The sequence below is a fragment of the Mycobacterium sp. genome, from assembly GCF_965230835.1.
Taxonomy (GTDB): domain Bacteria; phylum Actinomycetota; class Actinomycetes; order Mycobacteriales; family Mycobacteriaceae; genus Mycobacterium.
The window spans coordinates 4,817,125-4,842,770 of the sequence record NZ_CBDDLW010000002.1 but is presented as its reverse complement, the minus strand read 5'-3'; the positions used below and the strand labels follow the sequence as shown (position 1 = coordinate 4,842,770).

18 protein-coding genes and 5 pseudogenes are annotated in these 25,646 nt (G+C 64.1%); 12 read left to right on the top strand and 11 right to left on the bottom strand.

Annotated elements, in window-relative coordinates:
* Window positions 1-339 precede the first annotated feature (339 nt).
* Window positions 340-2,604 (top strand): arylsulfatase, encoded by a 2,265-nt coding sequence (locus ACO07W_RS22045; RefSeq protein ID WP_421845677.1) that lies wholly within the window; start codon window positions 340-342, stop codon window positions 2,602-2,604.
* A gap of 65 nt (window positions 2,605-2,669) precedes the next feature.
* Here ACO07W_RS22045 and ACO07W_RS22040 read toward each other — a convergent pair whose 3' ends face one another.
* Window positions 2,670-3,110, bottom strand: coding sequence for a F420-dependent biliverdin reductase (locus ACO07W_RS22040; RefSeq protein WP_421845676.1), 441 nt, complete (start codon window positions 3,108-3,110; stop codon window positions 2,670-2,672).
* A 35-nt stretch (window positions 3,111-3,145) separates the two neighbouring features.
* On the opposite strand from ACO07W_RS22040, the gene ACO07W_RS22035 reads away from it, so the two are divergent.
* From ACO07W_RS22035 to ACO07W_RS22020, 4 genes are read left to right on the top strand one after another with little or no spacing between them, the layout of a single operon-like run.
* Window positions 3,146-3,895, top strand: a complete 750-nt coding sequence (locus tag ACO07W_RS22035; RefSeq protein ID WP_421845675.1) for an SDR family NAD(P)-dependent oxidoreductase — start codon at window positions 3,146-3,148, stop codon at window positions 3,893-3,895.
* Window positions 3,892-5,061, top strand: a complete 1,170-nt coding sequence (cbiE, locus tag ACO07W_RS22030; RefSeq protein ID WP_421845674.1) for a precorrin-6y C5,15-methyltransferase (decarboxylating) subunit CbiE — start codon at window positions 3,892-3,894, stop codon at window positions 5,059-5,061. The genes ACO07W_RS22035 and cbiE overlap by 4 nt, the downstream gene beginning before the upstream one ends.
* Window positions 5,061-5,810, top strand: coding sequence for a precorrin-4 C(11)-methyltransferase (gene cobM / locus ACO07W_RS22025; protein WP_421845673.1), 750 nt, complete (start codon window positions 5,061-5,063; stop codon window positions 5,808-5,810). The genes cbiE and cobM overlap by 1 nt, the downstream gene beginning before the upstream one ends.
* Window positions 5,810-6,541, top strand: coding sequence for a cobalt-precorrin-6A reductase (locus ACO07W_RS22020; protein ID WP_421845672.1), 732 nt, complete (start codon window positions 5,810-5,812; stop codon window positions 6,539-6,541). Before cobM ends, ACO07W_RS22020 begins: the two co-directional genes overlap by 1 nt.
* A 5-nt stretch (window positions 6,542-6,546) precedes the next feature.
* Here ACO07W_RS22020 and sigC read toward each other — a convergent pair whose 3' ends face one another.
* Entirely contained in the window at window positions 6,547-7,101 is a 555-nt protein-coding gene (sigC, locus tag ACO07W_RS22015; RefSeq protein WP_421846168.1) for an RNA polymerase sigma factor SigC, read from the bottom strand.
* 159 nt (window positions 7,102-7,260) lie between these two features.
* A pseudogene (locus ACO07W_RS22010) lies at window positions 7,261-7,890 on the bottom strand (DUF2275 domain-containing protein); the annotation flags it as partial.
* A gap of 260 nt (window positions 7,891-8,150) precedes the next feature.
* On the opposite strand from ACO07W_RS22010, the pseudogene ACO07W_RS22005 reads away from it, so the two are divergent.
* Window positions 8,151-8,390, top strand: a pseudogene (locus tag ACO07W_RS22005) (SAM-dependent methyltransferase); the annotation flags it as partial.
* Between the two features lie 54 nt (window positions 8,391-8,444).
* Here ACO07W_RS22005 and ACO07W_RS22000 read toward each other — a convergent pair.
* Window positions 8,445-9,719, bottom strand: a complete 1,275-nt coding sequence (locus ACO07W_RS22000; RefSeq protein WP_421840071.1) for an IS256 family transposase — start codon at window positions 9,717-9,719, stop codon at window positions 8,445-8,447.
* Between the two features lie 126 nt (window positions 9,720-9,845).
* Here ACO07W_RS22000 and ACO07W_RS21995 point away from each other — a divergent pair.
* Window positions 9,846-10,772 (top strand): annotated as a pseudogene (locus tag ACO07W_RS21995) (class I SAM-dependent methyltransferase); the annotation flags it as partial.
* Here ACO07W_RS21995 and ACO07W_RS21990 read toward each other — a convergent pair.
* The 6 genes and pseudogenes from ACO07W_RS21990 to ACO07W_RS21965 form a co-directional block, all read right to left on the bottom strand.
* A pseudogene (locus tag ACO07W_RS21990) lies at window positions 10,733-12,255 on the bottom strand (precorrin-2 C(20)-methyltransferase); the annotation flags it as partial. The pseudogenes ACO07W_RS21995 and ACO07W_RS21990 overlap by 40 nt on opposite strands.
* The gene (locus tag ACO07W_RS21985) at window positions 12,252-12,878 is read right to left on the bottom strand and encodes a precorrin-8X methylmutase (RefSeq protein ID WP_421845671.1); all 627 of its coding nucleotides are present in this window, start codon (window positions 12,876-12,878) and stop codon (window positions 12,252-12,254) included. The gene ACO07W_RS21985 and the pseudogene ACO07W_RS21990, both read right to left, overlap by 4 nt.
* 9 nt (window positions 12,879-12,887) lie before the next feature.
* The gene (cobG, locus tag ACO07W_RS21980) at window positions 12,888-14,015 is read right to left on the bottom strand and encodes a precorrin-3B synthase (protein ID WP_421845670.1); all 1,128 of its coding nucleotides are present in this window, start codon (window positions 14,013-14,015) and stop codon (window positions 12,888-12,890) included.
* A 216-nt stretch (window positions 14,016-14,231) separates the two neighbouring features.
* The gene (locus ACO07W_RS21975) at window positions 14,232-14,444 is read right to left on the bottom strand and encodes a hypothetical protein (RefSeq protein ID WP_421845669.1); all 213 of its coding nucleotides are present in this window, start codon (window positions 14,442-14,444) and stop codon (window positions 14,232-14,234) included.
* A gap of 363 nt (window positions 14,445-14,807) precedes the next feature.
* Entirely contained in the window at window positions 14,808-15,089 is a 282-nt protein-coding gene (locus ACO07W_RS21970; protein ID WP_421845668.1) for a hypothetical protein, read from the bottom strand.
* 56 nt (window positions 15,090-15,145) lie between these two features.
* Window positions 15,146-15,478 (bottom strand): heme-binding protein, encoded by a 333-nt coding sequence (locus ACO07W_RS21965; protein WP_421845667.1) that lies wholly within the window; start codon window positions 15,476-15,478, stop codon window positions 15,146-15,148.
* Between the two features lie 308 nt (window positions 15,479-15,786).
* Between ACO07W_RS21965 and cobN the strand changes: the two genes are divergently transcribed.
* Together cobN and ACO07W_RS21955 are read left to right on the top strand one after the other, a co-directional pair.
* Window positions 15,787-19,362 carry a cobaltochelatase subunit CobN gene (gene cobN / locus ACO07W_RS21960; protein ID WP_421845666.1) on the top strand — a complete coding sequence of 1,192 codons (3,576 nt, stop codon included), beginning with the start codon at window positions 15,787-15,789 and terminating at the stop codon, window positions 19,360-19,362.
* 19 nt (window positions 19,363-19,381) lie between these two features.
* Window positions 19,382-19,768 (top strand): PPOX class F420-dependent oxidoreductase, encoded by a 387-nt coding sequence (locus ACO07W_RS21955; RefSeq protein ID WP_421845665.1) that lies wholly within the window; start codon window positions 19,382-19,384, stop codon window positions 19,766-19,768.
* Between the two features lie 50 nt (window positions 19,769-19,818).
* On the opposite strand, the gene ACO07W_RS21950 is transcribed toward ACO07W_RS21955, so the two are convergent.
* A complete protein-coding gene (locus tag ACO07W_RS21950) occupies window positions 19,819-20,463 on the bottom strand; it encodes a hypothetical protein (protein WP_421845664.1) in 645 nt (214 codons plus the stop codon).
* 169 nt (window positions 20,464-20,632) lie between these two features.
* Between ACO07W_RS21950 and ACO07W_RS21945 the strand changes: the two genes are divergently transcribed.
* The 3 genes and pseudogenes from ACO07W_RS21945 to lnt all read left to right on the top strand — a co-directional run bounded on the left by ACO07W_RS21945 (window position 20,633) and on the right by lnt (window position 25,635).
* Complete coding sequence (locus ACO07W_RS21945) at window positions 20,633-21,187, top strand: FxsA family protein (RefSeq protein WP_421846167.1); 555 nt, start codon at window positions 20,633-20,635, stop codon at window positions 21,185-21,187.
* Window positions 21,188-21,294: 107 nt separating this feature from the next.
* Window positions 21,295-22,827: an amidohydrolase gene (locus tag ACO07W_RS21940; protein ID WP_421846166.1), complete on the top strand. Its 1,533-nt coding sequence runs from the start codon at window positions 21,295-21,297 to the stop codon at window positions 22,825-22,827.
* Window positions 22,820-25,635: pseudogene (gene lnt, locus ACO07W_RS21935) on the top strand (apolipoprotein N-acyltransferase). The gene ACO07W_RS21940 and the pseudogene lnt overlap by 8 nt, the downstream one beginning before the upstream one ends.
* Window positions 25,636-25,646 lie beyond the last annotated feature (11 nt).

The window sequence follows — 25,646 nt, the reverse complement described above, 5'->3', positions numbered from 1 at the left end:
GGAGTCGCAAAATATTCGACCGATGTAGAATTAATGTTAGACGCTGCAACGTGTCGATATCGGTAGCAACGGTATCGACGACCGCGAGGAGTACTTCGGGCTCGCGATGAAGACGGTATCGCGACTTCTTGCAGGGCTGGGATGCGGCAACTGAGTTCCTAGTGGCTTGTCGCCGCAGGCTCACCCCAACCCCTTTGGTCGGGTAGCCGCTTCGCCCCCATCCTCCGTGCGTTTCCCCATCGAATGTGAAGCGTGGCGTGAGACGCTACAGCGGGTGCGGGTTCTCACCTTCGGCGACATCCTCATCGCACGCGAGCCAACTAGCGAGGAGTTCAGCGAATGACACGACAATCCCGATTCGAAGGCACCATCGGCCGTACATTGGCCGATTCGCGAGAGTGGTACGAGGAGGCGCCGCATCCCGGCGCGGACGCGCCCAACGTTGTCGTTGTGCTGCTCGACGACACCGGATTTGCGCAGCTCGGCTGCTACGGCTCCGATATCGACACGCCAAACATCGACGCATTGGCCGCGAACGGCCTGCAGTTCACCAACTTCCACGTCACGCCGCTGTGCTCGCCAACGCGGGCAGCGCTGCTGACGGGCCGCTCGCAGCACGCCGTGGGTATGCGTACGGTGTCGAACTTCCGCACCGGCTTTCCCCACCAACGGGGCCACATCACCAATAGCGCGGCCACGGTGGCTGAGGTGCTGCGTGAGCAGGGATACGCGACCTTCTGTGTCGGCAAGTGGCATCTCGCTCCCATGGAGCAGTGTTCGGCAGCCGGGCCTTTTGATCAATGGCCGCTGGCCCGCGGCTTTGACCGCTTCTACGGCTTCCTCGAAGGTGAAACAGACCAGTTCAATCCGCAGCTCGTCTGCGACAACCACCCCATCGAACCACCTGGACGTCCCGAAGATGGGTACCATCTTTCCGAGGATCTCGTCGATCAAGCCCTGCGGATGGTTTCCGATTCCCGCGGAGTCCGGCCTGACCGGCCTTTTTTCCTCTATGTCCCCTTCGGCGCGACCCACGCCCCGCATCAGGCGCCGGCGAGTTATCTGGCTAAATACCGGGGCAAGTATGACGACGGATGGGATGTCACCCGGCAGCGTTGGTTTGAGCGCCAACTCGAAGCGGGTGTGATCCCCGACGGAACGGAACTAGCCCCGCGGAACCCGGGGGTAGACGCTTGGGACGACCTCCCGGAAAACCAGCGGAAGCTGGCCAGCCGCCTCCAAGAGGCTTTTGCGGCATTCCTCGACCACACCGACGACCAGATCGGTCGACTGGTGGACGGCTTGCGCGACTTGGGTCAACTCGACAATACGGTTCTGCTGGTACTGGCTGATAACGGTGCCTCCCAGGAGGGTGGGCCATTCGGCATCATGCACGAAATGAAGTTCTTCAACGGTCTTGTCGACCTGCCAGACGACGTGATCGGCCGTCTCGATGACATTGGCGGTCCACACAGTCACACCAACTATCCGTGGGGTTGGGCGCAATGCGGGAACAGCCCGTTCAAGTGGTACAAGCAAAACACCCACGAAGGTGGTGTGCACGTGCCGCTGATTCTGCATTACCCGGCCGGCACCGCTGCTGACCACCGCGGATCGCGGCGCAACCAGTTTGTCTACGTCTCCGATATCGCGCCCACTATCTATGAGCTCGTCGGGGTAACGGCACCGCAGACATACCGCGGTGTCGAGCAACTCCCGGTCACCGGTCACTCATTCGCCGCTGCCGTCGGCGATCCGGACGCGGCAAGTGCCAACACGGTGCAGTACTTCGAGATGATGGGTAGCCGTGCCATTGTCGCCGGCGAGTGGAAGGCCGTCTGCAAACACATTCCAGGCGCCGACTTCGACACCGAGCAGTGGGAGCTGTACCACCTGGCCACTGATTGGTCCGAATGCACCGATCTGGCCGCCGCACAACCCGATCGGCTGCGTGAGCTGATCGAACTGTGGTGGGTGGAGGCCGAAAAGCATGGCGTTCTTCCGCTCGACGACCGCACCATCGAGCTGTTCGGTGCCCGGTTCCGGCCTCATTCGCCGCACCCGGTCGACCAACGCTACGTCTACCGCCCACCGATGTCCCCGCTTCCTGGGCAGGCCGCAGCCGCGATCGGCGGCCGAAGCTTCGATCTCACTGCACGGGTAACCCGCACGGCCAGTCAGGACGGCGTGCTCTTTGCGACGGGAAGCGAGAATTCCGGCATTTCGGTGTTCGTGCAGAACGACAGACTGGTAGTCGACTACAACGCGTTCGACGATCATTCGCTCGTCGAATCCGCGGTGGAGGTCCCCGCCGGCGACTCGACGCTGGTTGTTCGGCTGCGGCGAGGCGATGGCCGCTCCGGTTCTATCAGTATCGAGGTCAACGGGGCACCAGCCGGAACGGTCGAGCTGCCGTTGGTCATGCTGCTCATCTCCTCGATCGGCGTCAGCATCGGTTTCGACCACGGATCGGCCGTATCGACCCGCTACGACGCTCCGTTCCCGTTTGCCGGGAAGCTGCACGAGCTGGAGATTCAACTGGTTGCCGACCAAGATTTCGCTGCCCAGGCGGCTGAGGCAGCGATTGAAATGAACCGTCAATGATCGAAAATTATTCGTGCAGGCCTCCTACCGGACACCAAAGGCGTCCAGTGCGTCACAGACAGGTGCTAGCTTGAACGCCGTTTTGATGAGCTGGTAGTTGAGCCCCGGTCTAGTAGATCCGCAGACCCCAATACGCGTTTTACCTCGACCTCGATGACCACCCGACGCGAGTTGGCGCGTGGCGTGCGGTAGCGCTGGGCGTAGCGCAGCTCCGCGTCACGTACAGCATCCACTTCGCTGTTTACTGCGGCCTGGCCCTCCAACGACAGCCAGCGGGCGCCATCGACCTGGCTGAGTACCGCTAAACCGCCGCGATCAGCGTTGATCGCCTTCTGGGAGCCGCCAGTGGTGATCACGCGGGCGATATGGGTCTTGGGATCGAAGGTGAAACCCACCGCCACCACGTGCGGCGAATTGTCGGCACGCAGCGTGGTTAGCATGGCTAGATGGCGTTCGGAAAGAAACGCCAGCGCATCGTCAGTGAGCCGGGCAGTGGTATTCGCCATCGTCGTCCACGCTAACGCAGGCGATAATCGCAGCCGTGGATGACACGGTTGCAGGTCCGATCCTAATTCTTGGTGGTCGCAGCGAGATCGGTGTTGAACTGGCGACGCGGCTCGCTCGGGGGGCGACGGTGGTACTGGCGGCGCGGAACGCTGGACAGCTCGTCGATCAGTGCGCTGCCTTGCGCGAGGCCGGGGTGGCCAACGTGCACACCATGGAGTTCGACGCCGACGACCTGGGCTCGCACGGTCCGCTGGTCGCATCGATCATCGCCGACCACGGCCCGATCAGCACCGCGGTGCTGGCGTTCGGAATTCTCGGCGATCAAGCCCGCGCCGAGGCTGACGCCGAGCACGCCGTATCCATCGTGCACACCGACTACGTGGCGCAGGTCAGTCTGCTCACCCATCTCGCGGCTGCGATGCGCGCGGCTGGGCGGGGATCGCTGGTGGTGTTTTCTTCGGTGGCCGGGGTGCGGGTGCGCCGGGCCAACTACGTGTACGGATCGGCCAAGGCTGGTCTAGACGGTTTCGCCAGCGGGTTGGCCGATGCGCTGCACGGCACCGGAGTGCGGCTGTTGATCGCGCGGCCGGGATTCGTCATCGGGCGTATGACAGCAGGCATGCAGCCTGCGCCGCTGTCTCGCACTCCGCGGCAGGTCGCCGCCGCTACGGCGCGCTCGTTGGACAAGGGACGGCGCACTGTCTGGATCCCCTGGGCCTTACGGCCCATGTTCTTCGTGATGAGGTTGCTGCCGCAGTTCGTTTGGCGAAGGATGCCCCGATGATCATCGTTGTCGGTATCGGAGCCGACGGAATGCCGGGTCTATCGCAGACGTCGCGCTCCGAATTACAAAGGGCCACGGTGATTTATGGCTCAAAAAGGCAGCTGGGCCTGCTCGACGATACTGTGACCGCAGTGCGTCGGGAGTGGCCATCGCCGATGCTTCCCGCTGTGCAACGCCTGTCCCCGGACGGGTCCGACGTCCACGTGGTAGCTAGTGGTGACCCGCTGCTGTACGGGATCGGCGGCACTGTGGTTCGGCTGTTCGGTGCCGACCGCGTGCGGGTGCTGCCGCACGTGTCGGCGGTGACCTTGGCGTGTGCTCGAATGGGATGGACACGGCCCGACACCGAGGTGATCAGCCTGGTGACAGCGCCGCTGTCCACCGCGGTACGCCGCGGCGGCCAAGCGGTCATCTTGTCCAGCGATCGTTCGACGCCCAAGGCGTTGGCGGTTCTGCTGAACACGCACGGCCGTGGCGACTCCGAGTTCAGCGTGCTTGAACAGCTGGGCGGCCCCGCCGAACGCCGCCGCGACGCTACCGCGCGGGAGTGGTCCACCGCAGGTCCCCAAGACGTCGACGACCTGAACCTAATCGCCGTCCGCTACCTGCCCGACGAGCGCACATCACCGGTGCCCGACGACGTATTCGTTCACGACGGGCAGATCACCAAACAGACGATCCGCGCGGTTACCCTGGCGGCACTGGGTCCGCGCCCCGGACAACGGTTGTGGGACGTCGGCGCCGGCTCGGGCAGCGTGGCGGTGGAGTGGTGCCGCAGTTGGCCGAACTGTACCGCGGTAGCGTTCGAGCGCAATGAGTCGCGTCGCCTCAGCATCGCATTCAACGCCACCGCCTGCGGCCTGAACGTTGACGTGTGCGGCGAGGCGCCCGACGCGTTTGCTGATGTCGCCCCGCCGTCGGCGATCTTCATCGGTGGCGGACTCACCCGCCCCGGTCTGCTCGACGCATGCCTAGATCACCTGCCCGCCGCTGGACGGTTGGTTGCCAACGCGGTGACCGTTGAATCCGAGGCCGTCATAGCGCACGCACATTCACGCCTGGGTGGCGAGCTGCGGCGTTTCCAGCACTATCGCGGTGAGCCGCTTGGCGACTTCACTGGTTGGCGTCCGCTGATGCCAATCACGCAATGGGTGGTGACGAAGTAGTGACGGTCTATTTCATCGGTGCGGGCCCAGGCGCTGCCGACTTGATCACGGTTCGTGGCCAGCGGTTGCTCAGCGAATGCGGTGTGTGCCTGTATGCAGGTTCAATCATGCCCGAGGACGTGCTGACGCACTGTATGCCCGGGGCAAAGATCGTCGATACCGGTCCATTGACGCTCGACCAGATCATTACCGAGCTGGCTGCGGCTGACGCCGCTGGGCACGACGTGGCTCGGTTGCACTCGGGAGACCCGTCCTTGTACAGCGCGCTGGCCGAACAGTGCCGACGACTTGACGCACTGGGCATCGGCTACGAAATCGTGCCTGGCGTGCCCGCTTTCGCTGCAGCCGCCGCGGTGCTGGGTCGCGAGCTCACGGTGCCGGGAGTGGCGCAGACGGTGACCCTGACCCGGGTGGCGACGTTGTCCACAGCTATGCCGGCCGGTGAAGACCTCACCACCCTCGCGCGGTCCGGCGCCACCCTGGTCTTGCACCTGGCCGCAGCGCAGATCGATGCGATCGTCACACAGCTGGTGGCTGGTGGGTATCGCCCCGAGACGCCTACCGCCGTCGTCGCCTTCGCAACCTGGCCTCAGCAGATCGTCCTGCGAAGCACGCTGGCTGATATCGCCAGACAGATGCAGGACGTTGGAGTCACCAAGACAGCGGTGATCGTCGTCGGTGACGTGCTGGCCGCCGAAGGATTCACCGACAGTTACCTGTATTCGGCGGCACGCCGGAACACCCACTAATGCGCGTACTTTTGCTCGGCGGTACCGCTGAGGGGCGAGAGCTGGCCGGGCGGCTGCACCCGCGAGTGCACGTGATCAGCTCGTTGGCCGGCCGAGTGCCAGACCCTGCGTTGCCGGTTGGACAGACGCGCATCGGTGGTTTCGGTGGTGCCGTCGGGCTGCGGAGCTGGCTTCAGAATGAGGGCATCGACGCTGTCGTCGACGCCACCCATCCGTTCGCCGCAACGATCACTGCGCACGCCGCGACGGTCTGCGAGGAGTTGGGCCTCCCGCATCTGGTGTTGGCCCGACCAGCCTGGGAGCCTGGTGCTGCCATTCTCGTGGCATCGGATCTGGATGCTGCGGAAGTCGCTGCCGAGAAGGGCTATTCGCGGATATTTCTGACCACCGGCCGATCCGGCACGGCGGCCTTCGTCCACAGCGATGCCTGGTTTTTGATCCGCGCGGTGACCCCGCCGGATGATGCTTCGTTGCCGCGTCGGCATCAGCTGCTGCTGTCCCGTGGGCCGTATCGGTACGACGACGAGTTGGCCCTGCTGCGAGAGCACCGGATCGACTCCTTGGTTACCAAAAACAGCGGCGGCAAGATGACCCGCGCCAAACTGGACGCGGCCGCGGCGCTGCACATCCCGGTGTTGATGGTCGCACGGCCACAGCTGCCGGGCGGAGTGACGGCCGTGGGAACTGTTGACGAGGCAACCAACTGGGTGGTCGGACTCCGAAACCGGTGACTTCGCTAGCCGGTGAGTTCGTCGGGTTCCGCATCGGCGAGCAGTGCGTCGCGGGCGCGGGCCACGCGGGATCGAATGGTGCCCACCGGGCAGCCGCACACCGCTGCGGCGTCGGCGTAGGACAGGCCAAGCAACTGGGTGAGTAGCAGCGCTTCCCGCTGGTCGGTGGCAAGGTCGGCGATCATCGCCGTCACCTCAACGAGGTCTTCAAATCCACGGGAGTGGTTGTCGCCGTCGGGTAGGTGCTCGGCATTGGCACCGTATGTCGTGCGTGGCCGCGACTGGATGTGTCTGAAATGATCCGCGACAGCGCGGCGGGCAATGGCCAGGAGCCAGGTTCGTGCACTGGAGCGTCCGGCGAAGTGCCGAATAGCGCCGATTGCTCGCAGGAAGGTCTCTTGGGTCAGATCGTCGGCGCTGCGCGCGTCGGACAGATACGTGACAAAGCGCCACACGTCTTGCTGGGTGGCTTTGACAAAAGCTTCAAGTGCCTTCGCGTTGCCTTCTGCTGCCGCCAGGGCGAGCGCGGTCACGGCCTCGTCATCGGTTGACGCGGTCATGGGCATCCACCCTAAACGGGTCGGCTCATCATGTATACGACTGGATGTCGTAGAACGGCTGACCGGCCGCAAATGCCCACGTCGTCGGTGAGACGGATCCCGGGCGGTGATGCCGGCCCGGGCGACCCGGTCGCCGAAAGTAGCGGTCGGGCTAAACGTCCGCGCCCCGCCTCGGTCCCGCGCGACCAACAACGCGAACACAGTGCCGATCACCAGCGGGACGTGACTGGCGATCCGTGCGGCCGTCACCTCGCCGCGGAACGCGTCAAACAACACGTAGCTGGTCAGCGCCGCCGAATAGACGCTCACAATTGCGGCTACACCGACCGCCGCGACGGTCCAGACGCCCGCGACGACCATGGTCAGACCCAGTGCGAACAACCACGCGGTTGATTCATGCATGAGATGGGCCCCGGTCGTTGCCCCGTGCCCGGAGGCAGAAAGCATGCCGAAGTCGACTCCGCTAATTTGGGCGGCTGCGATCGCCACCTGGAACACACCCACACCGATCAGCCCGCACCGGCGCCAACCCGAATGCAACGCAGCCATCAATCGGCGATACCGTGGGGCCCCAACGAATCCGGCGGTTGCCATGATCTGGTCGGTCAAGTCCGGTGCATGGCCCGCCTCAAACGCGGCCAGCTGGCGGGTCTGGGCCGCCGCGCCGATGAGCCAGACGCGACACCGCCGGCACGATCCCAGATGAGCATCCAGCTCGTAGGCCAACACGTCTGGGTCCTCGCCGTCCAGTCGCGCAGACAAGGCCTCACGTGCAACGTCACACCGCATCTGAGCATCGTCGCGCATCGCTGCGTTGTGTGCAAAGAGGAAACTGTGTGCAATAGGGGCGGCTGTGGGCAAAGGGGCGGCTGTGTGTAAAGAGGCGACGGTGCAATCACCTCCGCTGAGCTCGTCTGCGCCAACCACCACGGTGGCGCTGGGGTTAGTGTTGCTGTTCCGGCGTTCGCCGGGTAGCAACTGAAGGAGCCAGCGTTGACGTGAACGATGATCCGCGCGCCGATATCGTCTCTCGCCAGTACCAGCGGTGGATGTACCCGCACCCGATCGAAAATCTCGAAGAGTGGACCGCGGGGAACTGGGAATGGTTCGATCCGGTTTACTCCCAGCGGATCTTGTGGCCTGACCGCGAATACCAGCCAGATCTCGACATTCTGATTGCAGGTTGCGGCACCAACCAGGCCGCGATTTTCGCGTTCACGAATCGCTCAGCGAAGGTGTTGGCAGTCGATATCAGCCAGCCGGCCCTGGACCATCAGCAATACCTAAAGGTGGCGTCTTAGGACTGGTGTAAAAACGCTGGGCGCATGTTCCTGGTGGTCATGTTACGCGGCGGTGGTGTCGGTCGTGGTTGTTGTGGTGGGGGGATGCAGTGGGCGGGGTGGCTCGAGCAGTTGGTGGCGTAGTTCTTGGAGGTGGCGGCTGGTCGCTGATGTTTGGGTGACTCCGCGCCAGCCGCGGCTGGCGCGGTCGAGGACGGCCCATACCAGCGACAGACAGCTGGTTTCGCCGGGTAGGCGGCCGATGACCTTGACCCGGCGACGGGATTCTCCGAAGGTGCGTTCGATGAGGTTGGAATGGCGGATGCGTGTCCAGTGTTGGCGGGGGAAGCGCAAATGCACGCTCAGCGAGGCGAAGTCGTTGGCCAGGCAAGCGACCGCGGCTGGGTAGAGCCCGCGGTATGTGGTGGTGAACTCCTCGGCGCGGCGGGTGGCTTCATCCACGGCCTGCTGGCCGGGTGGCTGGTCAATGTCATCGAAGATCGACCAGAACGCGGCTTTGATCTCGTCCTGGACCGCGACAGGTGTCTTGGCGATGACGTTACGGCAGCGATGGATCAGACACCGCTGACGCAGGCTTGCCGGAAACGTGGTCTCCCATGCGGCGATCAGGCCCGGCGCCCCGTCGGAGATGCCCAGTAGCGGCGGGCGTAGTCCCCGGTTCCTCAGGTCAGCCAAGAAGTCGGCCCACGCATCAGCCGACTCCGCTGCGGCTGGGGCCAGCCCAATAAACAGGGGCTTGCCGTCGGTGCAGATGCCCCAGGCGGCCAGCACCGGCTCGGCCGGGGCGTTGGGATGCATCCGAAAGTTCGAGGCATCCAAGAACAGGTAGTCCAACACCAGCTCATCAAGGCGTCGAGACGACCACGCAGCGAACTCGTCTTTGATGGCCGCACAAATCCGGCTCACCGTCGAGCGCGACAACGCCGCCTGCGAGCCCAGCACCTCGGCCAACGCGGCCTCGATGTCGCGATCCGACAAACCGCGCACCCATCCCGAAATCACCAACGCCTCCAGAGCGTGGGTGCGCGTCACCCCGGCACCGAATAGCCGCGAACAGAACCGCTCGTCGGTGTCGCGTAGTTTCGGGCGGCATAATTCGACCGAGCCCATCGTGGTCTTCACCGTCGCCGGCGGTTGATACCCATTGCGGTACCCGCCCGGGCCGTCCTGAACCCGACGCTGGTGACGGGCTCGGCCCAACACTGCTTCTACCTCGGCCTCCACGGCGACCTGAAACACCAGACGCACCGATAACCGCCCGACCTCCTCCAAAATCTCGGTCAACGGCCGCTCGGTCGCGGCGAACAACTGATCCATCTCAACACGCACACGCTCAATCGGCGATACTCGCTTGGTCACGGGCGTAGCCCCTCCTTCATAGCTTTCGTCGGTTGCGACGGAACCTACGCCCGTGACCATTTACACCAGCGATGAGACGCGACCTACCTAAAAGATAAGCACGGGCTGACGAACCTGGAGTTGCAGCTGCTTCCCATCGAAGAGCTGCCGACGTTGGGACGTGACTTCGACCTTGTTGTGTCGACCGGTGTTTTGCATCACATGGCCGACCCGCAGGCTGGGATGACTGCGCTTGCGGCCTGCCTACGACCGGACGGTGTGATCGCGACAATGCTGTACGGGAAGTACGGCCGCATCGGAGTCGAACTGCTGGAATCGGTCTTTCGCGACATGGAGCTACGTCAAGACGATGCATCGGTGAACCTGGTTGCCGCAGCGCTCTCGGTGCTACCGGCGTATCACCCGGTTCGCAATTATCTGAAGAAAGCTCGGGATTTGCAGTCCGAGGCCGCCCTAGTCGACACCTTTCTGCATGGTCGCCAGCGCAGCTACACCGTCGAGGAGTGCATCGATCTGGTCACGTCTGCGGGCCTGACATTTCAGGGATGGTTCCACAAGACACCGTATTACCCGCACGACTTTGTTGTTCCGCACAGTGAGTTCTATGCCGCGGTGAACGCGTTGCCTGAGGTCAAGGTCTGGTCGGTGATGGAGCGTCTGGAGACGTTGAACAGCGCCCACCTATTCATGGCGTGCCATCCAGACCGGCGAAAAGCGAGCTATGCGATCGATTTTTCGACCGCCGATGCCCTTAACTACATTCCGCTGACGCGCACGCGGTGTGGCGTAGCGGGCACGGAAATCTTCTGGCCGGGTTTCCGAATGGCGCCCAGCCCTGTCCAACTAGCTTTTGTGCAGCATGTCGATGGCCGCCGAACGATCCGGCAAATAGCTGCGCAGGTGGCGCGGGAGGGCGGCTCTCCTGGAACCAGCACGGCCGAACTCGAGGATTTCGCCCGCGCGCTGTTCCAGTCGCTGTGGCGTCTCGACTTCGTTGCGATGGCCCTGCCTACGGGTAGCGGCGTGGAGTGAACACCCGGTCGTGTGAGTCGAACGAGTACCACTGGGTTTGGGAGGATCCCACGATGAGCAGGCAGCGCATGTCGACAACGCTGGGGTCAAGATCGGCTAACCGCACCACACGCACGTCTTCATCGGGGCCAGCGGCTGATACCGAGCGCCCAATCACAACGGGGGTGTCGGGTTTGCGGTGAGCCAGCAGCAGGTCCCGCATCGCGGCGACCTGCCAGGTCCGCGTCTTCGAAGCCGGGTTATAGATGGCGAGCACCAGGTCGGCGGCTGCCGCGGCGGTCAGGCGCGCGGCGATCACGTCCCACGGCTTGAGCCGGTCGGACAACGAAATGACGGCGTAGTCGTGGCCCAGCGGAGCGCCGACCCGGCTCGCGACAGCCTGGGCCGCGGTCATAGCTGGGATCACGCGGACCGGAACCCCCGGCCACTGGGTGGCCTCCTCGAGAACCGCGGTGGCCATCGCGAACACGCCCGGGTCGCCCGACGACACGACCGCCACCAACTGTCCCTGTTCGGCCAGCGTGCAGGCCAGGCGGGCACGGGCAGGTTCGTCGGTGTTGTCGCTGGGATGTCGCCGCTGGCCATCTCGGATCGGGACTCTGTCCAGGTAGCGGCTGTAGCCGATCAGATCGGTAGCGTCGGCGAGCTCGCGTCGGCACTGCGGTGTCATCCAGTCACTGTCGCCAGGACCTAGGCCCACCACGGCGACGGTGCCTTTGGTCGGCACGTAGTGTTCCCGCTGCCGCCCCCCAGGCAACATGGCCAACGAGAAGTACGGCACTTTGGTCTCGTCGACCTCTGCAGCGGGCAGCAGCCGCTGTTGGGGGGTACTGGCTCGCTCCACGTAGAACGCCTCGCCGAGGCGCCCGGATGATGAAAGTGCTTCCCGGACGTTGTTATACGAGCGGCCGAGTTTCAACACGACCGCGGCGTCGGCTTCAGCGAGGCGACGGGTCAATTCTTCGGTAGGCAACGTTCCGGGCAGCACGGAAAGTACTTCGTCTCCGGCAACCAATGGTGTCGTGATGGCGGCCGACGCGGCGCTCACCGACGTAACGCCCGGGACGATGACGGCATTGAAGCGGTGAGTGAGCCGGGTGTGCAGATGCATGTAGGAGCTGTAGAACAGCGGGTCGCCTTCGGCAAGCAACGCCACATTGCGCCCGGCGTCGAGGTGCGCGGCTATTCGTTGGGCGGCGTCAACGTAAAACTCCCTAATCGCGCCGGCGTAGCCGCCTGGGTGATCGGTCACCTCGGTGGTTACCGGATAAACCAGGTGCTCCTCGAGCTGGCCGGGTCGCAGATAAGGCTCGGCGATCCCGCGCGCGATGCTGTTCCCGTGACGGGCACTGTGATATGCGACCACATCGGCCTCGCCGATCACGCGCGCGGCTTTGACTGTCACCAACTCGGGATCACCGGGCCCAAGCCCGACACCCCACAGTGTTCCGCGGATCGTCATTCGGTGTCGGTCGCGATCGCATTGACCGCGGCGGCAGCCATCGCGCTACCGCCGCGGCGGCCCTCGACCACCAGATAGGACATTCCGCGTGGGCGTTCGACGAGCTCCTGCTTGGACTGCGCCGATCCGACGAAGCCGACCGGCCCGCCTAGCACCGCCGCCGGTGCCGGAACTCCCTCGTCAATCAGCTCGAGCAGCCGGAACAAGGCGGTAGGTGCGTTGCCGATGGCCACCACGGCACCGCTGAGCTGACCGGCCCAAAGTTCGACACCAGCCGCCGATCGGGTGGTCCCCTGACGGTCGGCGAGTTCTGGTGCCCGTGGATCGGCGACCAACGACACGATCTGGTTGTCGGCGGGCAGCCGCGCGGCGGTGATTCCGGCAGCCACCATTGACGAATCGCACAGCACTGGAGCGCCTTGCCGTAGAGCAGCGCCGGCCCGCGCGACGACGTCGTCGGTGTAGGCGACCTGTTCGGCCACATCGACCTGCCCGCAGGTGTGGATCAACCGGACGACCACCCGCGCGACGTCGGTTGGGAAACGCGCCAGGTTGGCCTCAGCGCGGATAGCGGCGAACGACTGTCGGTAGATTTCGGCCGCGTCTCGGATGTAGTCGAGCACTCGCCCACCCTAAGACCTCTGAGTTTGAAGCAGACGGTATCCCGCTTCGGTGGCGATCAGCACATCACCAGTCTGTGGGCTCCCGCAGGCTCGTTCGCAGCCCACGAAGTGCCGGTGGGTGGGGGAATCGGTGCCGTCGAAGCCCAGCGCCCGCGCCGCGTCGCCGCGGACGTCGGCGGCTGAGTGGACACAGCCTGGACTGCCGGTGCATGCGCTGATGCTCAGCCACGGAGAGTTCTCGTCGAACACCAATCCCAGTGGAGCCAGCACCCGAAGGGCGGCATCGGCGACAGCATCGTCGAGATCGCACACCAGCACCGAACGCCAGGGCGTGACCACCAATGGAGCCTGAACTTCAGCTGCGATCGAGGCTAGACAGTGCGCCGTCTGAGCGGGCAGCACGCCCAGCGGTACCGCGGCGCCCAAAGCGACCAGATCGTTCTTCTGGCGTATCCAACCCACCGGTGGCCGGGTAACCGCCGGGTATGGATCTCCCAGGTTCACGTTCGGCAGGAGATCGCCAAGATCGTCCAATTCAGCTACTCGCCAGGCTTTTCCCCGAATGTCGACGAACCGCGTGGCCAGCTCGATAAGCGTGTTGGTGATGTCAGCGACGGGCAGCCGGACGCCGGTATCGCGTCCGGTCAGCAGCAGCGCAACACTCTCGTCGACAACGTGCACACCGATGTCGGCACCCAAGCCGGACACGTCGGCGCAGCCGCTGTCGAGGCTGAACCAGAAGCGACCTCCCAACTGCGCGAGTCGGGGTTCGGCGCACACCGCTCTATCCAGCTCCTGAACCCACGGCCGCACATCCGCGTGCCCACCGGCTCGGCCGGACAGTGGCGAAGCGACGATGTTGCGGACGCGCTCATGTGTCGCGGACGGCAGCATTCCGGCGGTGGCGATTGCGTCGGCAACGGCCGCGAGGTCGGTGATTCCGCGTAGTTGTAGGTTGCCGCGAGAAGTCAACTCCAGCGTTGCCGAACCGAACGTGCTTGCAGCATCGGCCAGCGTGGCCAGCTGGTCGGCGGTGATCATGCCGCCGGGCAGCCGAACTCGCACCAGCGCCCCATCGGCGGCCTGATGTACCTGCAGTGCGCCCGGGCAAGCGTCGGTGTCGCGGCTTCGGGGCATGGTTCACGGTACGACGTTGGCCTAACACGGTGATGGGTTGGTTGCGCGGCGCCTCGGCGAGAAGGTTTTCAGCAGACCATATTGGCAATTCGCTGGAGAGTCTATTTAGCTGGGAGAGCAGAGAGCACCGAACCTGTTTTCAATGTTTGTGCCGCACGTTATGACGCCCGTCACCGTGGTGCATAGGTGACGGGCGCCGGGTGGTGGGTCACCGGATCAACAGGTTCCAAGGTGTCGACACAGCAACCCCAAAACACGCCCGTCCTCTTGAGGGACGTCGCCGCCGTTGGGAGCAACGATAGTCTCGTTGCTGGTGTCGACGGGCGACGGTCGCGGATCATCGGCAAGCGCGGTTGCGGCGCTGAGGAAACCGAGGCCGGTCATTGCGGCGCCGATGGTGAGAACTTTCCAGCTGGCAGGTCGTTTCATGGCTGTGTGCTCCATTCATCTCATCCATTTGATTCGCGTATTTCGCGGTCTTTTTCAGATTGCCCGGCAAATATGAGTTCTGCGGGGGATGAAGATGAGGAGGCTCTCATGTTGGACTGCCGACGGCCAGATATGTCTGGTCCGACGGTGTGCGCTCGCTAATGCCGTTCGGGGCGCCGATTTCGGCAGCCTTCGCGTCTGGGTGTCGCATGGCGCTTAGCGCGGTCGGTGGGGCATGGTTCTCGCGGTTCGACGTTGGCGTTCCACGGCAGCGGTTGGTTCGGTGCAGCGACGTCAAGGTTTGGCTGGCGTGGCTGGCAGGCGATCGGGGTTGCTATTTGTGCGGTTTTAAGCGATGTGCTGTTAGCGTCCGCGGCCGGGTGCTCCGACGTGGCCTGGGTTGATCTTGACGTTGGGCATGTTGATGTTTGGCACGGGGATGTCGGGGATGGCGTTTTCCACCGCGTTGAGGTTCGGGACTTTGACGTCGACGTTTGGCACGCCAGGCACGTCGATGTGGGGGCGGGCGCTGTATTGGACATTTGTTGGACTGGCGATGGACGTGGCAAGAATCGCCGCGACCGCGGCGGAAGCCGCTGCCAGAATCGCTGCCAGATAGGTTCGCCTGATTCGCACGGCGGTCATCCTTTCAATGGGTTAAGCAGGATCGCGGGCAAGTTAGAACGCGCTGGTCGATGGGGTTATTGGCACCGACTCTTGAAATCAGTCAATGGCTGACGGATGCCTTGAAGATCGCCTTTTACTTGCGGGTTGGCGTTGAGGTAGTTCTGTACTGTGTCGCGCATCGCATCGCGGTCTTGGCCCTTGAGGCCAGTGAAGAATTCGTTGACATCGGGACGGTTGAACAGGTAGTCGGATGTGGCATTCGAGACACCCGACGAAATGCGAGCCAAGTCGGCTGCGGTGCAGTTAGGCGGATCGGCCACGGCAATCGCTGAGCTACCGAAGAGCATTGCGCCGGCAAATGCACCGATAGCTACTGCGCGGTACATAAATCGGGCTGAGAGCGACATAACTGCCTCCTTATTTGATGGTTGCCAGCAGACGAGTTTTGGCCAGTGAAACTGAATCTAATCCAACCAAGCGGGAGGCAACAGAAGTTTCTCATAAAGTTGCTGATGGGGATCGTCTTCAGGCTCACTATTCTTCCTTTCCGGCCGGTTGAGTCCCTATTGCCCCGTTTTGCCGGCGAAAGCTGGTCGGCATATCAGCGCGAGATCTTCGGTATCGGCATCTGTTCGGGGCCTTCGTATCGGAACCAGGTTGCACGCCGGCCTGATCCAGGTGTTCGCCGTTCAGCTTGGTGCTGTACGAATGGAGGGTGTCTGAGCCGACTGTTCTGCTGTTATCGACATCCGATACTGACCTGATCAGCGCCCGTTCCAGCGGGAAAAACTATCGGTGGGCCAATCCGTCGAGACTGTCCGATGCCGAGCTGCCTGAACTCCTGGCCGAAGCTTCGATCGTGGTGGTGCGCATCCTCGGTGGCTATCGGGCCTGGCAGGGCGGCATTGACGCAGTGATTGCCGGTGCCGCGCCGACCGTTCTGGTCAGTGGTGAGCAAGCCGCCGACGCCGAGCTGACTGGCCTGTCCACGGTCGCGGCAGGTACTGCAGTGCAGGCCCACATTTATCTGGCGCACGGTGGTGTGGAAAACATGCGTCAGCTGCATGCCTTCCTGTCAGACACCGTGCTCATGACCGGCTTCGGGTTCACACCGCCGGTGGTCACCCCCACGTGGGGAGTGCTCGAGCGCCAAGAGGCCGCCGGCGCCGCAGGCCCCACAATCGCCGTGCTCTACTACCGTGCCCAGCACCTGGCCGGCAACACCGCCTACGTCGAGACGCTGTGCCGGGCCATCGAAGGCGCCGGCGCGCGCCCGCTGCCCGTCTATTGCGCCTCGTTGCGCACCGCCGAACCGGAGCTGCTCGCAAGGCTGCGCGAAGCTGACGCCATGGTTGTCACTGTGCTGGCCGCCGGGGGAGTCCGGCCGGCCACCGCCTCCGCCGGCGGGGATGACGATACCTGGAATGTTGAACACCTTGCCGCGCTAGATATCCCGATCTTGCAGGGCCTGTGTTTGACCAGCCCCCGGGAACAATGGTGTGCGAACGAAGACGGGCTCAGCCCGCTCGATGTGGCCAGCCAGGTAGCAGTGCCCGAATTCGACGGACGCATCATCACCGTTCCGTTCTCGTTCAAGGAAATCGACGACGACGGTCTGATCTCCTATGTCGCTGATACCGAGCGCTGCGAACGAGTCGCCGGGCTAGCCGTTCGACACGCGCAACTGCGGCAGGTGAAGCGCCAGGACAAGCGAGTTGCCGTGGTGTTCTCGGCCTACCCGACAAAGCACGCCCGTATCGGGAATGCAGTCGGCCTGGACACCCCGGCCAGTGCGGTGGCGTTGTTGAGGGCGATGCGTGAGGGCGGGTACCAGGTAGGTGATCTGCCCGGGCTAGACGCCGTCGACGGAGACGCCCTTATCCACGCCCTGATCGAACGGGGCGGGCAAGACCCCGACTGGCTCACCGAGGGCCAGCTGGCCGGTAATCCGATTCGAATGTCCGCCAAGGACTACCGGGAATGGTTTGCAACGCTGCCGGTTGAACTCACCGAATCTGTCGAGGCGCACTGGGGTCCGCCACCGGGCGAACTTTTCGTCGACCGAACCACCGATCCCGATGGTGAGATCGTCATCGCCGCAATGCAAGCCGGCAATCTCGTGTTGATGGTTCAGCCGCCGCGAGGCTTTGGGGAGAACCCGGTCGCGATCTATCACGATCCTGACTTGCCGCCCAGCCACCACTATCTGGCCGCCTACCACTGGTTGGACGCAGATTTCGGCGCGCACGCCCTAGTGCACTTGGGTAAGCACGGCAACCTGGAGTGGCTGCCGGGAAAAACGCTGGGTATGTCGGCTGCCTGCGCATCTGACGCCGCGTTGGGCAATCTGCCGCTGATCTACCCGTTCTTGGTCAACGATCCCGGTGAGGGCACACAGGCCAAGCGGCGGGCACATGCGTTGCTCGTCGACCATCTGATCCCGCCAATGGCCCGCGCTGAAACCTATGGCGACATCGCTCGGTTAGAGCAGTTGCTTGACGAGTATGCCAGCGTTGCTGCCCTGGACCCGGCCAAGGTGCCAGCCATCCGCCAGCAGATCTGGACGTTGATCCGGGCTGCCAAGATGGACCATGACCTAGGACTGACCGAGCGCCCCGAAGACGATTCGTTCGACGACATGATCCTGCATGTCGACGGCTGGCTGTGTGAAATCAAAGATGTCCAGATCCGCGACGGGCTCCACATCCTGGGTCAAAAGCCGACTGGAGAAACCGAACTCGACTTGGTGCTGGCCATCCTGCGGGCTCGGCAGCTGTTTGGCGGTCGGCACGCCATCCCCGGTCTACGCCAGGCCCTCGGCCTGGCCGAAGATGGCACCGACGAACGCTTGTCAGTGGACCAGGCCGAGTCCGCAGCCCGCGAATTGGTCGCCGCGTTGCAAGCCAGCGACTGGGATCCTGACGTGGCTGACCAGCTCACCGACGACGCCGCTGTTGCTGAGGTGCTGCGGTTTGCGGCCACCGAGGTCGTGCCCCGGTTGGCCGGCACCGCAGCCGAAATTGAGCAGGTGTTGCGAGCTTTGGATGGCCGGTTCGTTCCCGCCGGGCCGTCGGGCTCACCTTTGCGGGGTCTGGTTAATGTGCTGCCCACCGGGCGCAACTTTTATTCTGTGGACCCCAAAGCGGTGCCCTCGCGATTGGCGTGGGAAGCCGGAGTGGCACTGGCGGATTCACTGTTGGCTCGCTACCGCGACGATCACGGACAGTGGCCGCAGTCGGTAGGCCTATCGGTGTGGGGCACCTCGGCGATGCGCACCGCCGGTGACGACATTGCCGAAGTGCTCGCGTTGTTGGGTGTCCGGCCGGTCTGGGACGACGCATCGCGGCGGGTCGTCGACCTGGCGCCGATGTCACTGGCGGAGCTAGGCCGGCCGCGCATCGATGTCACGCTGCGCATCTCGGGTTTCTTTCGCGATGCCTTCCCGCATGTGGTGACGATGCTGGACGACGCGGTGCGGTTGGTCGCCGACCTCGACGAACCTGCCGATGACAACTACGTGCGCGCCCACACTCAGGCTGACATCGCGCAGCACGGTGACAAACGGCGAGCCACCACAAGAATCTTCGGTTCCAAGCCGGGAACGTATGGTGCCGGGTTGCTGCAGTTGATCGACAGCCGGAACTGGCGTGACGACGCCGATCTTGCCCAGGTGTATACCGCATGGGGCGGATTCGCCTACGGGCGCGATCTAGACGGTCGCGAGGCAATCGACGACATGAGTCGCCAGTACCGGCGCATCGCGGTGGCGGCCAAGAACACCGACACCCGCGAACACGACATCGCTGATTCTGACGACTATTTCCAATACCACGGCGGCATGGTAGCCACGGTGCGTGCACTCACAGGCCAGGCGCCGGCCGCCTACATCGGTGACAACACCCGACCCGACGCGGTGCGCACCCGGACTCTCTCCGAGGAGACGACGAGAGTATTTCGCGCACGGGTGGTCAATCCGCGTTGGATGGCGGCGATGCGCCGACACGGCTATAAGGGAGCGTTCGAGATGGCTGCCACCGTCGACTACCTGTTCGGCTATGACGCGACAGCTCAGGTCATGGCCGACTGGATGTACGAACAGCTCACCGAGCGCTACGTGTTGGACCCGGAGAACCGAAAGTTCATGAACGAGTCGAACCCGTGGGCGTTGCACGGAATGGCCGAGCGGCTGCTGGAGGCGGCCGGCCGGGGGATGTGGGCTGAGCCGCAACCCGAAACCATCGACGGGCTGCGTCAGGCGTTGCTGGAAACGGAGGGTGATCTGGAAGGCTAGTCGGCGTTAGGTTTGAGCCGTGACTCCCACATTCGCCGACCTCGCCAAGGCGCAATACATTTTGCTGACCACATTCACCAAGGACGGCCGGCCCAAGCCGACTCCTGTCTGGGCTGCCGTCGACGGCGACAGGCTGCTCGTGATTTCCGAGGAAAAGGCATGGAAGGTAAAGCGCATCCGTCGGACGCCCCGCGTCACAATGGCGATCTGCACTGTGCGCGGGCGCCCGAAGAGTGAGGCTGTTGACGGGACAGCCGCGATCCTGGACAAGTCGCAGACGGGTGCCGTTTACGACGCCATAGGGAAGCGTTACGGGATCCAAGGCAGGCTGTTTAACCTGGTCAGCAAGCTACGGCGCGGAATGGATAGCAATATCGGTATCGAGCTCAGAGTGGTGGGAAGCTAACCCGATCCGCGCTCGGTGCACAACCGATGAGGCGAGTCGGCGCGGCTTGTTCAGCGCTCCGTCGAGCCCCCGTAACGACGCCACCACTCGTACAAGGTGCCGAGGTCGGGCCCGCCGTTGATGGTAGCGAGCAACAGCTGGGCATCGCGGGTCCACGCGATATCGGCACGGTCTTCGACACTGCCGCAAACAATCCTGCCGCCGGTCTGGCCCGGGGTGGATTCGTAATTCCAGATGCCCGGCGACGGATTTCCATCCGGGCACTGCGTCACCGTCATGCCCGCGACTGTTGATTCGAAGTCATTTGCCAGCGTTCCCGCGTCGTCGTACAGGGTGAAGCGCGCATAGTCGCGACTGTCGGAGTTCTGATCCTGGGTGCAGTCCAGGCTCGCAGCCGCGTGCGGGAACGCGTCACCAGCTCGCGTGCACGACTTAGCCGCATACCCGGGGGGCAGTAGGCCAACCAGCCGTTGCTCCGCGGGGCTGAAAGGCTCTGCGGGAGCATCCGCGGTTCCGACCCCCTGCACAGCGTCTGAGGTCGATGCGGGTTCAACAGGGCCAAGCATGGCGGCGCCCACCAAGACGAGGATTCCCAGCGCCACAAAAGTCGCGCACGCGCCGATCCATCCGTTGGGCTGCTGGCGGGCTGAACCTAGGGTCAGCTGCGAGCCGCCACCATCAGAAACTGCCCGCATGTCCGTCTCCTCCATCAACAGCCTTGCCGCCCAACACGGCTGCAGCGTGCATGCGGCGAAGTTTTCCATGTTGTCTGCCCGCCCGCAGGTGTATCCGGGTCCCGGATTGGCCGGCGGCGGCGAACGCAACTTCCAGGAACTCGCGATACTGCTCAGGCGTTGGCCACACATGTTGACGCGGCTATTCCTCGGCTATGTCGCCATCGAGATGGCGGTAGTGATCGGGCTGGGACTCACGATTGGGTTCGGCTGGACGGTGCTGGTGCTGCTGGCGGCGTGTGTTCTCGGGTTGGTCCTTCTGGCCCCGGTGGCTCGGTGGCATCTCGGCCGTCAACTCGTGCAGGTGCGATTCGGACAAAAGGAATCGGCGAGCGCTGTGGCCGACGGAGCCGTTGTCACGGTTGCCACGGGTCTGGTCCTCATGCCTGGTCTGGCGACCACAACTATGGGCTTGTTGCTGCTGGTGCCGCCAATTCGGGTCGCCGCTGGTCCCGCCCTGACCGCTATCGCGGTGCGTGGTTTCCAGCGGCATGTGTCGCTGACACCGGAGGCGGCCGCCAGTGTGGCCGACGTCTTCAATCTTGGCGGTAACGGCAATAACCGAGATTTCATTGACGGCGAGGTCATCAACGTCACCGATGTCACAGACGTTGAGCCGCAGACTCTGTCGCAAAGTCGGATTGGCGCGGAGCCACCCCCGCGGCCCGCGTCGTCGCCGAGCTGAAGCTTGCTTGCCCGACCTACACGTAGTTTTGCGGTGTGAACCAGACCCCCATCACGCTGCTGGTGAATGGCCGCGTGTACAGCCCAACGCACCCCGACGCCACCGCTATGGCGGTCTGCGGCGACGTCATCGCCTGGCTGGGCAGCGACGACGTGGGCCGCAGCCAGTACCCGGACGCCGACGTGGAGGATTTAGAGGGCCGGTTGGTGGCGCCGGGATTCGTGGACAGCCACATTCACCTGAGTGCGACCGGGTTGACGTTCAGTGGGCTGGATTTGCGAGCCGCGGCTTCGCAGGCACAGTGCCTGCAGATGATCGCCGACTATGCTGCCGCCCATCCAGGCCAGCCGATCTGGGGGCACGGCTGGGATGAGTCGGCGTGGCCCGAGAACTCCGCCCCCAGCACCGCTGCCCTGGACGCAGCACTCGGTGACCGGCCGGCCTACCTGGCACGTGTCGACGTGCATTCGGCGTTGGCCTCTTTCGGGCTGCGGCGGCTGGTCGCCGAATTGCCGGCGGCAGAGGGATTCAGCGCCCAACAGCCTCTGGCTGGCGACGCGCATCACAAAGTCAGGGCCGTTGCCCGCGAACTGCTGACCGATGCGCAGCTGACGGACGCCCGGAAGGCGGCATTACAGGCCGCCGCAGCGGTCGGCATTGTTGCGGTGCATGAATGCGCTGGCCCGCACATCGGCGGCATCGATGACTGGCTGCAATTGCGCCAATTCGGTCACGGTGTCGAGGTGATTGGCTATTGGGGACAGGCCGTTACAACGGCTGAACAGGCCCGTGCGCTAATCGACGAGACCGGCGCCCGCGGGCTGGCCGGAGATCTCTTCGTCGATGGCGCGCTCGGATCCCGCACCGCCTGGCTGCACGAGCCGTATGCCGATGCCCCCGGGTGCGTCGGAACCTGCTGGCTCGACTCCGACGCCGTCGCCGCGCATATTCGGGCATGCACCGAAGCCGAGGTGACCGCTGGCTTTCACGTCATTGGCGACGCGGCTGTCTCGGTGGTGGTCGATGCCTTCGAACGTGTGGTCGATGACCTGGGTGTAGTCGCTGTCGCCCGCTGCGGACACCGACTCGAGCACCTCGAAATGGTGACCGGGGCTCAGGCTGCAAAGCTAGGTGCGTGGGGCATCATCGCCAGCGTGCAACCGAATTTTGACGCGCTATGGGGAGGCAGCGACGGCATGTACGCCCGCCGCCTTGGTGCTGAACGAGGCAACGAACTCAATCCGCTGGCACTGTTAGCATCCCAAGGCGTGCCCCTCGCGCTCGGTTCCGATGCCCCTGTAACAGGCATCGATCCGTGGCACAGCGTGCGCGCGGCGGTCAATCACCGCACTGCCAGCAGTGCGGTGTCTGCGCGGGCGGCGTTCGCGGCCGCAACGCGAGGTGGCTGGCGGGCGGGCGGTGTCCGCGATGGCAAGGCGGGCACGTTAGTGCCTGGCGCGCCCGCCTCGTATGCCGTGTGGGACGCTGGCGTCTTGGACACGCACAGACCGCGGGAAGGCGTCCGTCGCTGGTCCACCGACCCGCGCTCCCGCGGGCCTGCCTTGCCGCGGCTGGGAGCGACCGACCCCTTGCCGAGTTGTCGCAAGACCGTGCATCGAGGTGCAGTGATCTATGGCTAGAGAATGGCCGGAGGCCCGCCGGGCAGGCAGGCGCGCCGCGGCGCAGCCTGCCGATGACGACTACGTACCGTACGACGACCCGGCCTTGGATGAGGACTTGGTCGAAGATGAGGACTTCTTCGAAGATGAAGACTTCATCGACTCGCCGCGTGAGTTAGCGCACGGCGCGGAGGCCCCGGGCTTGGCGGCGCGTCTGCTGGCCGCGGCGCGGCCGCGATTGGCCGAGATCGGCGCCGGGTTGATAGCGCGGATACCTGTGGTCCGTGCCGCTGTGCAGCCGCGTCTGCCGCGGCTGATAGTGGCTGTATTGGCAGGCTGGCTCCTGTACGCGAGCTTTCCGCCGCTGAAATGTTGGTGGGCGGCCATCGTTGCCCTCGCGCTCCTAGCCTGGGTGTTGACCCACCGCGCAACGACGCCGTTGGGGGGGGTTGGCTACGGCTTCCTGGCTGGTCTTGCGTTCTATGTGCCATTGTTGCCGTGGATTGGCAACCTCGTGGGCCCAATGCCGTGGCTGGCGTTAGCGGCCACGTCGGCGATGTTCCCCGGTCTTTTCGGACTCTGTGCCGTCGTCGTGCGCCGTTTGCCGGGCTGGCCGATCTGGTTCGCGGTGCTGTGGGCGGCGCAAGAGTGGCTGAAGTCGATTGTCCCGTTTGGTGGATTTCCGTGGGGATCGGTCGCGTTCGGCCAAGCCAATGGCCCGTTGCTGCCGTTGGTTCAGCTTGGTGGTGTCGCATTGTTGTCCACGGGCGTTGCGCTGGTCGGGTTCAGCCTGACTGCGATCGCGGTAGAAATCGAGAAGTGGTGGCGAACAGGCCCAGGCGAAAGGCGGGCGCACGGCCAGGGTTCGGGTTCGACGAACGTCACGCGAGCCGTTGTCACCAACGGTGCGGGTTCGCAGCCGCCGGCGGTGGTGCTGCCGGGTGTCTGCGTGTGTCTCGTGCTGTTCACCGCCGTTATCGTTTGGCCGCAAGTGCGTCACGCGGGCGCAGGATCCGGCGGCGAACCCACCGTCACCGTGGCGGTAGTACAGGGCAATGTGCCCCGGCTCGGTCTCGAATTCAACGCACAACGTCGAATGGTTCTGGACAACCACGTCAAAGAGACGCTGCGGCTGGCCGAAGACGTCCATGCGGGCCTTGTCCCGCAACCCCAGTTCGTCATATGGCCGGAAGACTCCTCGGACATCGACCCGTTTGTCAATGCCGACGCTGGGCAACGGATCTCTGCGGCAGCCAATGCGGTCGACGCGCCGATCCTGGTCGGTACTGTGCTCGACGCTCCGGGCCGTGGCCAAGAAATCCCAGCACACACCAACACCGCGATTGTCTGGAATCCCGATACCGGACCGGGCGACCGTCACGACAAGGAAATCGTGCAGCCATTCGGTGAGTACTTGCCTATGCCGTGGCTATTTCGGCACTTGTCTGGCTACGCGGACCGCGCCGGCCATTTCGTGCCCGGCACCGGTAGCGATGTGGTGGGCATCGGCGGCGTGCCGGTCGGGGTGTCCACCTGCTGGGAAGTGATCTTCGACCGGGCCCCGCGAAAGGCGGTTCGCAACGGCGCACAGCTACTGGCGGTGCCCACCAACAATGCCACTTTTAACAAGACGATGAGCGAGCAGCAATTGATGTTCGCGAAAGTTCGGGCCGTCGAGCACGATCGGTATGTCGTGGTTGCCGGCACCACGGGTATCAGCGCGGTGATAGCGCCAGATGGCCGCGAGCTGATACGCACGAACTTTTTTGAGTCCGCATATATGGACGTCCAAGTGCGCCTTAAGACGAGGCTTACACCAGCAACTCGCTGGGGCCCGATCCTGCAGTGGATTCTGGTCGGCGCAGCCGGAGCAGTCATTCTCGTTGCCATACGGCACAATGGGTGGTTCCCGCGTACGACTCGGCGGAGTGCTGCGGCCCCGGAGCCATCCGAGGGTGATGACCACACTCCCGCCGACGCTCGACCTGATTCCGGGAGACAAAGACCTGATTCTGGGAGACAAAGAGGAGCGATATGACCACCGGCCAGTCTGCGCCCCAGGTGCCGGGCAATCGTCCCAGCGAGCGCGTCCTGGTGATCATTCCCACGTTCAACGAGCGAGAGAATCTGCCGCTGATCCATCAGCGGCTGAAGGACGCTTGTCCGAATGCGCACGTGCTTATCGTCGACGACAGTAGCCCCGACGGCACTGGCCAGCTCGCCGACGAGTTAGCACACGGCGACCCCGGTCGTACTCATGTGATGCACCGCACCGCCAAAAACGGCCTGGGTGCGGCATATCTGGAAGGCTTCGCGTGGGGTTTGAGCCGGCAATACTCGGTGCTTGTGGAGATGGACGCCGATGGCAGCCATGCGCCCGAACAGCTGTACCGCTTGTTGGGTGCCGTTGACGCGGGAGCCGACCTGGCCATCGGTTCGCGCTACGTGCCCGGCGGCACGGTCCGTAACTGGCCGCTGCGCCGTCTAGCTTTGTCCAAGACGGCTAACACCTATTCGCGGTTGGCGCTCGGGATCGATGTCCATGACATCACCGCCGGATATCGCGCGTACCGCCGTGAGGTGCTTGCGGCGATCGACCTAGACGGTGTCGACTCGAAGGGCTATTGCTTCCAGATCGAGATGACCTGGCGAACGGTGAATACCGGGTTCGTCGTTGTCGAAGTGCCTATTACCTTCACCGAGCGTGAGATCGGCGTCTCCAAGATGAGCGGATCCAACATTCGTGAGGCGTTGGTGAAAGTCACTCGATGGGGTATCGAGGGACGACGTGGGCGCGTCCGCTCGACGCGGGCCCACGACCGTCCATAGCCGGTCGAGCG

Excerpts from the sequence above, each read along its gene's own strand:
- ACO07W_RS22045 (WP_421845677.1), top strand. The coding sequence starts at position 340 with ATGACACGACAATCCCGATTCGAAGGCACCATCGGCCGTACATTGGCC.
- ACO07W_RS22040 (WP_421845676.1), bottom strand. The coding sequence starts at position 3,110 with ATGGCGAATACCACTGCCCGGCTCACTGACGATGCGCTGGCGTTTCTT.
- cbiE (WP_421845674.1), top strand. The coding sequence starts at position 3,892 with ATGATCATCGTTGTCGGTATCGGAGCCGACGGAATGCCGGGTCTATCG.
- ACO07W_RS22020 (WP_421845672.1), top strand. The coding sequence starts at position 5,810 with ATGCGCGTACTTTTGCTCGGCGGTACCGCTGAGGGGCGAGAGCTGGCC.
- sigC (WP_421846168.1), bottom strand. The coding sequence starts at position 7,101 with ATGACCGCGTCAACCGATGACGAGGCCGTGACCGCGCTCGCCCTGGCG.
- ACO07W_RS22000 (WP_421840071.1), bottom strand. The coding sequence starts at position 9,719 with ATGGATCAGTTGTTCGCCGCGACCGAGCGGCCGTTGACCGAGATTTTG.
- cobG (WP_421845670.1), bottom strand. The coding sequence starts at position 14,015 with ATGCCCCGAAGCCGCGACACCGACGCTTGCCCGGGCGCACTGCAGGTA.
- ACO07W_RS21975 (WP_421845669.1), bottom strand. The coding sequence starts at position 14,444 with ATGAAACGACCTGCCAGCTGGAAAGTTCTCACCATCGGCGCCGCAATG.
- ACO07W_RS21970 (WP_421845668.1), bottom strand. The coding sequence starts at position 15,089 with ATGACCGCCGTGCGAATCAGGCGAACCTATCTGGCAGCGATTCTGGCA.
- ACO07W_RS21965 (WP_421845667.1), bottom strand. The coding sequence starts at position 15,478 with ATGTCGCTCTCAGCCCGATTTATGTACCGCGCAGTAGCTATCGGTGCA.
- ACO07W_RS21950 (WP_421845664.1), bottom strand. The coding sequence starts at position 20,463 with ATGCGGGCAGTTTCTGATGGTGGCGGCTCGCAGCTGACCCTAGGTTCA.
- ACO07W_RS21945 (WP_421846167.1), top strand. The coding sequence starts at position 20,633 with ATGTTGACGCGGCTATTCCTCGGCTATGTCGCCATCGAGATGGCGGTA.
- ACO07W_RS21940 (WP_421846166.1), top strand. The coding sequence starts at position 21,295 with ATGGCGGTCTGCGGCGACGTCATCGCCTGGCTGGGCAGCGACGACGTG.